Source organism: Methyloversatilis sp. XJ19-49 (genome assembly GCF_024580145.1).
GTDB lineage: Bacteria > Pseudomonadota > Gammaproteobacteria > Burkholderiales > Rhodocyclaceae > Methyloversatilis.
In genome coordinates this window covers 346876-357546 of the sequence record NZ_JANINI010000003.1, presented here as the reverse complement: position 1 = coordinate 357546, position 10671 = coordinate 346876, and the positions used below count along the sequence as shown (strand labels likewise).

Below are 10671 nucleotides of genomic sequence, written 5' to 3'. Positions count from 1 at the left end.
CTTCAATTTAGTTGTCATGCGCGCTTCCATCACCCCAGGTTCCCCCGAAACGACATCTACACGCCGTTACAACCATGCCGTGCCCACACCTATCGGCTGTTTGTGTTTTTAAAGAGCTTCGCTGCATTTCGTGCAGCACAGAAACGAGACTGTAACACAACTTCGATTCTGCGACAACTTATTCTCTTAATCTCACCACCATTTATTCGGTGGTTGCGGGGACAGGATTTGAACCTGTGACCTTCGGGTTATGAGCCCGACGAGCTGCCAGACTGCTCCACCCCGCGTTCGAGAGAAAAAGATTATGACTGTTCGAATCAGTAACGTCAACCCCGTCTGATAGATTTGCTATTGATGACGGGACCACGCACATCCGCATTGATCCTGCGGCGACGCTGGAGACATCAGGGGTACACATGCGGACGTCCGACCACCCAGACATACATATATAGGCGAATGAAAAGAAGCTACCTAAGAAAACACAGGCACCGGATCGAGCTTGGGGTAATCGTGGCTACGGCGGCCGTTACATTCGTCGCAAGCTCGCAGGCAGAGCTTTATGAGCGCTTCCACACGCTGCTCACACGTTATGAAGTTATCCAGGCGGATGAGCTGTTCATTGCGCTGCTTGGTCTGACGGTCGCGCTGACGCTTTTTTCAGTCATGCGGTGGCGCGATGCGCGACATGAGCTGGCCTCGCGTGTTGCCGCGGAAAGGCGACTGAAACGACTTGCCACCCGGAACCGAGAATTGGCACAGGCGTTGATCGGACTTCAGGAGGCCGAGCGTCGGCGCTTTGCGCACGAGCTTCATGATCACTTCGGCCAGTGTTGCAACGCGATTCGGATCGACGCGGTTTTTTTGCGGGATCACCTCGAAAATCCATCTGCGGAGAAGCGCGCGGCTGACCGTATCGCGGAATCGGCAGACGACCTTTACCAGACGGTGCGAGGGTTGCTCTACGAACTACGTCCGGCAAGTCTGGACAGCCTAGGGCTGCTTGGGGCGGTGCAGTCGCTGTGCGAATCATGGGAAGAGCGTTCAACTATAAACTGTGCTCTGCTTCCACGCGGACACCTTGATGATCTCGGCGAAGACGCCAACATCGCCGTCTTTCGCATCATCCAGGAATCTCTTTCCAACGTGATGAAGCACACCAATGCCAGCCATGTCCGGATCTTCCTCGGTCGTGATGCAGGAACGGACATGGTCAAGCTTGTTATCGAAGACAATGGCAGCGGGTACGACGCAGCCAAGGTACGTCCCGGTCTGGGCTGGCTGGGCATGGGCGAGCGCGCATCGATGCTCGGTGGTGCATTGAAGATAGACAAGAGTTCGCTGGGCGGTGTCATGGTGAGTTGCAGCTTCCGACATCCGGCACGCGCCGAGGCCATCGAATCCTATAAGGTCAAGGACCATGATTGATGTACTGCTCGTCGACGACCACCCGATCGTTCGCTCAGGCTATGCAAGATTGCTTGAAACGGGTCGCGACATTCACGTCATAGCGGAAGCTGAGGATGCCGATTCGGGCTACCTCGCCTACACAGCACATTCACCCAAGGTGACGGTAACTGACCTCTCGCTGCCTGGTTCAAGCGGCATCGACCTGATACGTCGCATCAGAGCTCGTGATACGGGTGCCAGGGTGCTGGTATTCAGCGTCCACGATGAAGCGGTGGTGGTAGAGAAAGCGCTGCAGAGCGGAGCCAGTGGTTTCATCAGCAAGCGCAGCGCGCCCGAAGTGCTGCTCGAAGCCGTTCGCCACGTAGCCCGTGGTGAACGCTATCTGAGTACCGACGTCAGAAGGGCGTTCGAGCTTCGTTCGCCCGATGCCGAACGCTCCATCATCAATGACTTGTCGCCACGTGAGTTCGAGGTATTCCGGCTACTCGCGCAAGGTCTGTCCGCCGCCGAGTGCGCAACGATGCTCAACCTCAGCCAGAAAACGGTCGCCAACTATCAAGCTCTCATCAAGGAGAAGCTCGGTGTCGGTACCTCGGCGGCATTGGTTCATCTTGCACTTAGACTAGGCGTTGTGCCTCCGCTCGGACCAAAGCAGGACTGAAATTCGTTCGCAAACCATCGGGAAAAAATCCCGACATCGGGAGTTTTTCCCGATCTTTCCCGAAGAGCGTTCGCTATCGTCCGCTGCGGTCGCGCCCTGCGACTGCAGACGCAGCGCCTCGCAGAGTGGCGCGCGACGCAACCCGAGGAGATTTCAGTTGAACACATATCACGGAGCAGCACGACTTCGTCTGAAGCCGCTCGCAATAGCCGTTGCCGGCCTGCTTGGCACTTCGGTCACCTTTGCAGCGGAAGTTCGGAATGTTGCCCCGACCGTCGAAGTCGTCGGCACATCGCCGATCCCCGGACTCGATCGGCCGAAGGACGAGATTCCGTCGAACGTACAGTCGATTCGCCGCGATCGACTGCGCGACACCGGGGCAGCAGGATTGCCGGAACTGCTCGGCAGCCAGCTGCAAAGCGTCAATGTGAATGAGATCCAGGGCAACCCTTATCAGGCCGACGTGAATTACCGTGGCTTTACGGCAAGCCCGTTGCTCGGCACACCACAAGGGCTGTCCGTCTACCAGGACGGGGTGCGCATCAACGAACCGTTCGGCGACGTTGTAAATTGGGACCTGATCCCGCGCAACGCGATCGCATCGATGGACCTGATCCCGGGCTCGAATCCGCTGTTCGGCCTGAACACGCTTGGCGGCGCGCTGGCGATCCGCACGAAGGACGGCTTCAGCCATGCGGGCACCGGGCTGGAAGCCTACACCGGCAGCTTCGGCCGCCACGCGGTCACTGCCGAACACGGCGGCAACAACGGCGAACTGGGCTGGTACTTCACCGCTACGCGCTTCAAGGAAGACGGTTGGCGCGATTCCTCGCCGTCGGACGTCAATCAGTTTTTCGGCAAGATTTCGCACCGTTCGGCGAAACACGAGCTGGACCTGAATCTCACCCACGCCAACAGCGATCTGATCGGCAATGGCCTGACGCCACGCTCGTTCTACGAGCAACGGCGAAAATCAATCTTCACGTCGCCCGACAACACCCGAAACCGAATGACCATGCTGTCGCTGAATGGCGGCTACTGGCTGGACGACGTGCACAAACTGTCAGGCACGGTCTATGTCCGCACGAACAACGTACGCACGCTCAATGGCGATGCCAATGACGAATTCGCCGCCCCGGGCGACCCGGAAGGCGTACTCAACCGCACGCGGACGCGCCAGCAGGGCTACGGTTTCAGCGCACAGTGGGCAAAGATTCTGGAAGACCGTCAGCTGGCTGTCGGTACGACCTATGACCACAGTCGTACCCGCTTCCAGCAGACAGAACAAGAGGGTGACTTCAATCCGGACCGCTCGGTGAACCCAACCGACACGGAAGAGGATCCAGATCCCAAGCTGCGCGGCCGCACGCAGACCTGGAGCCTGTTCGCCACCGGCACCTGGAAGCCGGTTCCGGAAGCCGCCGTATCAATGTCGGCGCGCTACAACCACACCAGCGTGAAAACCACCGACCAGCTGGATGCCACCTCGAGTCTCAACAGCGACTACACCTACAGCAAGATCAATCCCGCGATCGGCGCCACCTATGCGCTGACCCCGGCAGTCACGATCTACGCCAATGCGCAGCAGGGAAATCGCGCGCCCAGTCCGATCGAGCTGGGCTGCTCCGACCCGAACGAACCATGCAAGCTGCCCAACGCGATGCAGGCCGATCCGCGACTCGACCAGGTGGTCACCCGGGGCATCGAGTTCGGCATCCGTGGCGTCGCAGGTCCGATCCGGTGGAACGCGGCCGCTTTCGGTTCAGTGAGCCGGGACGACATCCTGTTCGTGTCCAGCAACACTGTTGGCCAGGGCTATTTCAAGAACTTCGGCAAGACGCAGCGTCACGGCGTCGAACTGGGCATGGGGGGCGAGTATGGCCAGATGGCCTGGCGCGCCGGCTACACGTGGGTGGACGCGACCTACCGCTCCGGTGAGTGCGTCGTCTCGCCGGAAAATTCGGCGCAGGACGCCTCGTGCGGCGCCGACAATATCCGCATCACGTCCGGGGACCGCATTCCGGGCATCGCCGAGCACAGTTTCAAGCTGGGCCTGGATTGGCGCCCGACGCAATGGCTGACGCTCGGTTCCGACATCGTGACGCACTCCGGCGTCTATGTGCGCGGCAACGAAAACAACCGGCACGACGAAGGCGGCAAGACGGCCGGCTTCAGCGTGGTCAACCTGGTGGCAACGGCTCAGCTGGGTGCCGGATGGTCAGCTTTCGCCCGCATGAACAATGTGTTCGACAAACACTATTTCACCGCTGGTCAGATCGGCGAAAACCCCTTCGTCGGCCCGAACAACAGTTTTGATCCGGACGACAACAACTGGCGCGATGAAACCTTCTATGCGCCGGGTGCCCCGCGTGCCGGCTGGATCGGCGTGCGTTACCGCTTCGGCGGGTAAGTGGCGGTGGCCCGCAGCGCCGGGACCACTGCGACCACAACGACAAAGGCACCTTGCGGTGCCTTTGTCGTTTCCGTGGGTTGGCTTTTCCGTGGGTTGGCTTACTTGGCGGCGGGCGCAGCGGCGGGCTGCGCTGGGGGTGCAGCTGGAGGTGCAACAAGCGTCGGCGTCACGGTAATGCCCTGCGCCCTCATCCGTTCAATGTATTTTCCCGCCACCGCATCCTGCGAGGCGGCCAGTAATCCGGCAGCCTTCTTGTCGCCTTCAGCCGCCTTCGCCTTCTTCTCGGCCGCGGCAGCCTTTTGTTCTTCCGTCATTTCAGGCAACTTGGCCAGCGCTCCGGCGGTGAGCAGCGCGCCGATCATCAAAACCACTATCCTGTTCATGCGTAGTCCTCCGATCAGACGCGGGCCGTGACAGGCATTCCACCTGCCGGCTGTGTCGCGGGTTGGGTTTTCATCGCCTCGTCGTACCAGAGTTCGTGGTGTTCCCTGGCCCAGGTTTCGTCGACGTAGCCGGTCTTCATCCCGTCGAGCGCGCTCTCCATGCCGATGCTGCCTATATATATATGCGCAAGCGACAGCGTCATCACCACCAGTGAGCCGATCAGGTGAACGATGTTGGCGGTCTGCATCACCCAGCGTCCCTGCTCGAAGTTCGGGAAGTTGAGTACCAGACCGCTGATGCCGACCGTCAGTGACAGGAACACCACGCCCAACCAGAACCAGGTCTTCTCGCCGAAGTTGAAGCGATGCGATGGCACGTGTTCACCGGTCAGCAAGCCGCCCGCCTTGCGTATCCAGAGTGCGTCGATCGACTGCCAGACGTTGTCCTTGATGAACAGCACGATAAACACGACCACCGACAGGATGAAAAGCGGTCCGATGAAGTTATGCACGTTCTTGCACACCACGGCCACGGTGGCGAACAGCGAGTAGCCGAACACCGGCAGGAGCACATGCTTCCCGAACAGCATCACCAGTCCGCTGACGGCGAGCACGCAGAACGAAATCGCCATCGCCCAGTGTGATGCACGCTCCAGCGTATTGAACCGATGGATCAGACGGCCGCTCTTCGCACCGGACAGCATGATCGGCCCCCTCAGCTTGAAGAACACCGCCAGCAGTATCACCATGGCGCAGAAGGCAATGCCGCCGTACAGCATCACCGGCCCGTTGCGCAACGCGCGCCAGGTCTGGCCACCCGACTGGATCAGCACACCCGTCTCGACCCCCTTGACCGACGTGTAATGCGCATCACCCGAGCGCACTTCGCGCCACACCGGTGCGTTGTTCAACGGCTGGAACTGCTGGCTGGTCGCCTGTTCGGCCGCATCGGCCGCCAGCGCCGGCTGTAACGGCAGCGCCAACAGCGCACCGATGCAGCACAGCAGACGGACAAGCCATGAGAAGTGATCAGTCATCGCAACCTCCTAACCGTTGATGCGGCGGTATTCGTTCTGGCTCTGGTTGCGCGCCTTGATGGTGGCTTCCCATTGCGCACGGTCACCCGCGAACGATTCGTTGTCCCACGGCTTGGTGTCGGGCTTGCCCTGATACTGGCCCTGCTTGTAGACCACCACCTGTTCGTGTTCGCCGCAGCCGACGAGCGACAGCGCCACGGCGGCAACAAGTACCGATCCCGTCAGTCGTCTCATGATTTGCCCCCCGCTTCCGGTTGCTGGGCCGGTGCGTCCGGCTTGCCGTAGGCGGTCGACCAGCCCCAGATGTCGGCGCCCTTGCCGCGCGTGGTGACGCGCTGACGATAGATGTCGGCCAGCACGTCGGCGTCGCCACCGAGCAGCGCTTTGGTCGAACAGACTTCGGCGCACAGCGGCAGCTTGCCTTCAGCCAGGCGGTTGCGGCCGTACTTGCGGAATTCGTCCTCCGACGCATTCTTCTCCGGGCCGCCGGCACAGAAGGTGCATTTGTCCATCTTGCCGCGCAGGCCGAAAGCCCCCGCCTGCGGGAACTGCGGTGCGCCGAACGGACAGGCGTAGAAGCAGTAGCCGCACCCGATGCACAGGTCCTTGTCGTGCAGCACGACGCCCTCATCGGTGCGATAGAAGCAATCGACGGGACACACCGCCATACAGGGCGCGTCGGAACAGTGCATGCAGGCAACCGACATCGATCGCTCGCCCGGCACGCCGTCGTTGATGGTCACGACGCGCCGGCGATTCACGCCCCAAGGCACTTCGTGTTCGTTCTTGCACGCGGTGACGCAACCATTGCACTCGATGCAGCGCTCCGCGTCACAGATGAATTTCATTCTTGCCATGGCTTCCTCCGTTCTCCGGGGCGGTGCGCTGCCCGCGCGCCGCCCCGCGTTGTTTCATCGCGCCCGCGTCAGGCCTTGACGATCTGGCAGACCGTGGTCTTGGTTTCCTGCATCATCGTCACCGCGTCGTAACCGTACGTGGTGGCAGTGTTCACCGCCTCGCCGCGCACCACCGGGGCCGCACCTTCCGGATAGCTGTCGATCAGGTCCTTGCCCATCCAGTGGCCGGCGAAGTGGAACGGCAGGAACACCGTATCGGCGCCGACCCGCTCGGTCACCATCGCCATCACCTTGATCTGCGCCCCGGTCGGTGACTTCACCCACACCATGTCCTTGTCGCGTATGCCACGGTCATTGGCTGCACGCGGGTTGATCTCGACGAACATGTCCTGCTGCAGTTCCGCCAGCCACGGGTTGGAACGCGTCTCGTCGCCACCGCCCTCGTATTCGACCAATCGACCGGAGGTCATGATCAGCGGGTAGTCCTTGCCGACGTTTGCGAACTGGTCCTGCACGCTCTTGTACAGCGTGGGCAGACGCCAGAAGGCCTTCTTGTCGTCGTGCGTCGGGTATTTGGCGACCAGGTCGGCACGCGGCGAGAACAGCGGTTCGCGGTGCAGTGGGACGGCGTCAGGGAAATTCCAGACGACCGCACGTGCCTTTGCATTGCCGAAAGGATGACAGCCGTGCACCTTCATCACGACCCGCTGGATGCCACCGGACACGTCGGTCTTCCAGTTCTTGCCTTCCGCCTTCTTCTTCTCGTCGTCAGTCAGGTCATCCCACCAGCCGAGCTTCTTCAGCAGTACGTGGTCGAATTCCGGATAGCCGAACTGCAAGTCGGCACCTTTCGACGCCGAGCCGTCATTGGCCAGCAGACTTACGCCGTCCTTCTCGACGCCGAAGTTGGCGCGGAAGTTGCCACCACCGTCCATCACATGCTTCGACGTGTCGTACAGATTGGGCGTACCGGGGTGCTTCATTTCCGGCGTGCCGTAACACGGCCAGGGCAACCCGAAGTACTCCCCGTCGAGCTGGTAGCCGGTTTCCTTGTCGATGCCGCCCTTCGCGCGCAGCGTCTTCGGGTCGAACACCTGCATGTTTCGCATGTGGATCTTCAGCCGTTCCGGCGACTGGCCGGTGTAGCCGATGGTCCAGGTCCCACGGTTGATTTCACGCAGGATGTCTTCGACGCTTGGCTCGTTGTTCGTCACCTTCACGTTCTTCGTGAACTCGTCGGCGAAACCGAATTTCTGCGCGAACAGATACATGATGGTGTGGTCGGGCTTCGATTCCCACAGCGGCTCGATCACCTTCTCCCGCCACTGGATGGAACGGTTCGACGCAGTGCACGAGCCTTCGCACTCGAACTGCGTCGCGGCCGGCAGCAGATACACACCATCCTTGCGGCCGCTCGCCGCCATCGCGGCAGTGGCCGACGGATAAGGGTCGATGACGACCAGCGTGTCGAGCGCCTTCATGGCCTCCAGCATGTCCTTGCCACGCGTCTGCGAATTCGGCGCATGACCCCAGAACACCACGGCACGCAGATTCGGGTCCTGGTCGATGAATTCGTTCTTCTCGGTGACGCCATCGATCCAGCGCGAAACCGTAATGCCGGACTTCTCCATCATCGCCTGCGACGCGAAACGGCCTTTCAGCCACTCGTAATCGACGCCCCACACGCCCGCCCAGTGCTTCCACGAGCCGGCCGCGATGCCGTAATAACCGGGCAGCGAATCCGGGTTCGGACCAACGTCGGTTGCGCCCTGCACGTTGTCGTGGCCGCGGAAGATGTTGGTCCCGCCGCCCGATACGCCAACGTTGCCCAGTGCCAACTGCAGATTGCACATCATGCGCACGATCGCATTTCCGGTCGTGTGCTGCGTCTGGCCCATGCACCACACCACGGTCGACGGCTTGTTCTTCGCCATCGTTTCAGCGATCAGCTTCACCTGGTCGTCCGGCACGCCGCTGACTTCCTCGACCTTCTCCGGCGTCCACTTCATCGCTTCGTCGCGGATCTTGTCCATGCCGAACACGCGGTCGTCGATGTACTGCTTGTCCTCCCAGCCGTTCTCGAAAATGTGCCGCATCACGCCATACAGGATGGCGATGTCGGAGCCCGAACGGATACGCACGAAGTGGTCGGCCTTGGCCGCAGTGCGCGTGAAACGCGGATCGGCAACGACGATTTTTGCGCCGTTTTCCTTCGCATGCAGGATGTGCAGCAGCGACACCGGATGCGCCTCGGCGGCATTCGATCCCATGAACAGGATGGCCTTCGAGTTCTGCATGTCGTTGTAGGAGTTGGTCATCGCACCATACCCCCACGTATTCGCCACGCCGGCCACCGTGGTCGAGTGGCAAATGCGCGCCTGATGATCGCAGTTGTTGGTGCCCCACATCGACACGAACTTGCGCATCATGTAGGCCTGCTCGTTGTTGTGTTTCGACGAGCCTATCCAGTACACGCTGTCCGGTCCGCTTTCTTCGCGCAGCTTCATCAGCCGGGCCGACAGTTCCGTCAGCGCGTCGTCCCACGACATGCGCACCCATTTGCCATCGACCAGCTTCATCGGGTAGCGCAGGCGGTGCTCGCCGTGACCGTGCTCGCGGATCGACGCGCCCTTGGCGCAGTTCGCACCCATATTGATCGGGCTGTCGAACACCGGCTCCTGCCCGACCCAAACGCCATTCACGACTTCGGCATCGACGGCGCAGCCGACCGAACAATGGGTACAGATCGTGCGCTTGATTTCGACCTTGCCCCCGGTCGCCGGTGCATCGGCGGCCCGGGCGCGCTCGACCATGGAGAATGGCAGCGCCGACGCGAAGGCGCCGGCACCGGCCGTCATGCCGGAGCGCTTCAGAAAGGTGCGCCGGTCCATCGTGCGCGGCGCGGCAGCCGACACGGCGCGCGCGAGGCGCGAGCCGCCGCGCGAGGCGGTGGCGGATTTGCGGGTCAGGGTCATGGTCGGTCTCCTCCGGTCAGACGCGTGCGGTACGGTAGTAATTTGCGATGTGCTCAGTCATGCGATAGCCGCCCGTCTCGTTCTTCGCCGTGGCGTCGGTCGCCGGCGCTGCGTCGCCGGTCGAGCGCACCGCCACCACGGGGGCTGCGGCGCCCACGCCACCGACACCTGCGGTCAGCAGGAAATGCCTGCGTTTGAGGTTGGTATTGAGGTTGTCCTTGTCAGTCATCGTGAAGTCCTCCTGTCGTGGTCGCTGCGGGTTGTGCGGAGCATGTGTTGTTCAGGCATGGCGTCAGGCCTCGATCTGCCGCGCAGCACTCTCAATGTCGAGAAAGCAGCGCAGGTAACGCCCGGCGCGCCGGTAGAAATTTGCCTCGGGTGCGGCCTCGATTGCATCGATGAGTGCGCAGTACCAGGGCTCGATGTGGGCCGCGAAGAAACGATCCTGAACCGCTGTGCGGTCCGCTTCGCTGCGCGTCGTGTCGGTCAGCAGCAGGCGCATCACGTCGGCCAGTGCGGCAATGTGATCTTCCGGGTCGGATTCACCTGCGGCGCGCTGCAGTCCGAGCACGGCCAGGTCATCGCGCAATCTGGCCAACGGCTTTTCGTTGACGAAACCGGCGAGATGAAAAGATGCAAATGGCACGACCTGCGGGCGGCCGACACCGCCGAACAGCGCGTCGAATTCATCCTGTGCTGCTGCAGCGTCCATGGCGGACGAGGCCTCGCACAGTGCGTTCCAAGCGCGCGCCATCAACATCGCTTCGGCCGAGGGCGCCCCATCGTCGGCCGGCCAGTCGCCCAGCGCGGCCAGCGTGTCCAGCAGCGCGACATCAGGTGCCGCGTGAAACAGTCGCGAAATCAGTGCGTAGTGGTTGGCACGCGCCATGTCCTCGTCGCCGACCGGGTCGCGGACGAAAGCCATCGGGCGCAATTCC

10 protein-coding genes and 1 tRNA gene are annotated in these 10671 nt (G+C 61.6%); 3 read left to right on the top strand and 8 right to left on the bottom strand.

Annotated features, from left to right (window positions below; all coding sequences use genetic code 11):
* Positions 1–210: 210 nt before the first annotated feature.
* Positions 211–287 (bottom strand) — tRNA-Met (locus tag NMQ16_RS06135).
* 169 nt (positions 288–456) lie between these two features.
* On the opposite strand from NMQ16_RS06135, the gene NMQ16_RS06130 reads away from it, so the two are divergent.
* The 3 genes from NMQ16_RS06130 to NMQ16_RS06120 all read left to right on the top strand — a co-directional run bounded on the left by NMQ16_RS06130 (position 457) and on the right by NMQ16_RS06120 (position 4478).
* A complete protein-coding gene (locus tag NMQ16_RS06130) occupies positions 457–1425 on the top strand; it encodes a sensor histidine kinase (RefSeq protein WP_257079626.1) in 969 nt (322 codons plus the stop codon).
* Positions 1418–2068 carry a response regulator transcription factor gene (locus NMQ16_RS06125; RefSeq protein ID WP_257079625.1) on the top strand — a complete coding sequence of 217 codons (651 nt, stop codon included), beginning with the start codon at positions 1418–1420 and terminating at the stop codon, positions 2066–2068. Before NMQ16_RS06130 ends, NMQ16_RS06125 begins: the two co-directional genes overlap by 8 nt.
* Positions 2069–2225: 157 nt before the next feature.
* Positions 2226–4478 (top strand): TonB-dependent receptor, encoded by a 2253-nt coding sequence (locus NMQ16_RS06120; RefSeq protein ID WP_257079624.1) that lies wholly within the window; start codon positions 2226–2228, stop codon positions 4476–4478.
* Positions 4479–4579: 101 nt separating this feature from the next.
* Here the strand turns inward: NMQ16_RS06120 and NMQ16_RS06115 are convergent, their stop codons facing one another.
* The 7 genes from NMQ16_RS06115 to NMQ16_RS06085 form a co-directional block, all read right to left on the bottom strand.
* A complete protein-coding gene (locus tag NMQ16_RS06115; RefSeq protein WP_257079623.1) occupies positions 4580–4864 on the bottom strand; it encodes a formate dehydrogenase in 285 nt (94 codons plus the stop codon).
* 14 nt (positions 4865–4878) lie between these two features.
* Entirely contained in the window at positions 4879–5901 is a 1023-nt protein-coding gene (locus NMQ16_RS06110) for a formate dehydrogenase subunit gamma (protein WP_257079622.1), read from the bottom strand.
* Positions 5902–5910: 9 nt separating this feature from the next.
* Positions 5911–6135 (bottom strand): hypothetical protein, encoded by a 225-nt coding sequence (locus tag NMQ16_RS06105; RefSeq protein ID WP_257079621.1) that lies wholly within the window; start codon positions 6133–6135, stop codon positions 5911–5913.
* Positions 6132–6758: a formate dehydrogenase FDH3 subunit beta gene (fdh3B, locus tag NMQ16_RS06100; RefSeq protein ID WP_257079620.1), complete on the bottom strand. Its 627-nt coding sequence runs from the start codon at positions 6756–6758 to the stop codon at positions 6132–6134. The genes NMQ16_RS06105 and fdh3B overlap by 4 nt, the downstream gene beginning before the upstream one ends.
* 68 nt (positions 6759–6826) lie before the next feature.
* Positions 6827–9733 carry a formate dehydrogenase subunit alpha gene (locus NMQ16_RS06095; RefSeq protein WP_257079619.1) on the bottom strand — a complete coding sequence of 969 codons (2907 nt, stop codon included), beginning with the start codon at positions 9731–9733 and terminating at the stop codon, positions 6827–6829.
* 16 nt (positions 9734–9749) lie between these two features.
* A complete protein-coding gene (locus NMQ16_RS06090) occupies positions 9750–9962 on the bottom strand; it encodes a formate dehydrogenase (protein ID WP_257079618.1) in 213 nt (70 codons plus the stop codon).
* Positions 9963–10025: 63 nt separating this feature from the next.
* Positions 10026–10658, bottom strand: coding sequence for a molecular chaperone (locus NMQ16_RS06085; RefSeq protein WP_257079617.1), 633 nt, complete (start codon positions 10656–10658; stop codon positions 10026–10028).
* Between the last annotated feature and the right edge of the window lie 13 nt (positions 10659–10671).